Origin of the sequence: Parapedobacter defluvii (genome assembly GCF_014642075.1) — a bacterium.
GTDB lineage: Bacteria > Bacteroidota > Bacteroidia > Sphingobacteriales > Sphingobacteriaceae > Parapedobacter > Parapedobacter defluvii.
Genome location: NZ_BMIK01000060.1, coordinates 1 through 1,004, shown reverse-complemented (window position 1 = coordinate 1,004; position 1,004 = coordinate 1). Strand labels below are relative to the sequence as shown.

General features: G+C 49.7%; 1 protein-coding gene. It reads right to left on the bottom strand.

Annotated elements, in window-relative coordinates; translation table 11 throughout:
- The coding region (locus tag IEX60_RS24730) for an efflux RND transporter periplasmic adaptor subunit (protein ID WP_188754068.1) at nt 1-945 on the bottom strand (945 nt) is incomplete at its 3' end.
- Nucleotides 946-1,004: the final 59 nt, after the last annotated feature.

The following is a 1,004-nucleotide window of genomic DNA, read 5'->3' as shown; positions in this document are numbered from 1 at the left end:
ACTGACGATGCTTTCTTCGGGCAGGGCAGGTGTTTGCGCATCGGGAATTTCCAGTTCGGCGTTCATGTACAATCCCGGAATCAACTGCGGATCCGGGTTGTCAAAATGGGCGTGGATTTCAACCGCCCGTTCTTCGGAAATGGCTTTCCCGGTCAGGATAACCTTGCCGTGGTATTTCTTTTCGGGACTGCTGTTGGTATAAGCGATAAGCGGTTGTCCGATTTTCACGTTCTCCCAGTCCTTCTCAAAAACCTTCAGGTTCAGGTGCAGGTCGCGGGGATTGACCAGCTCGAACAATACATCGGAAGGAGAAACATATTTGCCGACGTTCACGAATACCTGTGTAACATAACCGTCAAACGGAGCGAAAATGCCGACCGTCCGTTTGATGTTTCCAGCCGATACCTTGTCCGGCCGGATGTTGATTAACGTCAATTTCTCTTGTAATGCCTGTTTGGAGATGAGCAGCGTTTCGTAATCGGCTTTTGCCTGCTGATACACTTTGTCGCTGCTTGCCTTGCTTCGGTTCAATTCGCTTTGGCGGTCGTATTCGGCCTTCCTGTTTTCCAGCTGGGCCGTGGCCGTCAGGTAGTCCTGCTGCAACTGGATGTACTGGTTGTCTTCCATCTCGGCCAATAGTTCGCCTTTTTTGAAATGCATGCCCGGTAAGAGCTTGGTAGAGGTTACGTACCCCCCCAACGCACTGCTTACCGATACCAGATTTTGTGGCGGTACATCCACTTTCCCGTTCAGCTTGAGGGTATGGGTAAGGATTCTTTCTTGTAAGGTAGTAGCGGAAATCGGAATGGATTTCAGCTGTTCGTCCGTGAGTTCCAATATATTTCCGCTATCGGCGGCGGAAGCCGATCCATCTCCGTTGGTTTCCGTTGTATTACTGCAGCCAAAGAAGATGAGCAGGCCGGCGAAAAAAATAATCGTTTTCATTGTCGTTGAATTAGTTTGAAGTAAGGTACTGCAGGGTAATGATGCTTTGGTTGAGCAGC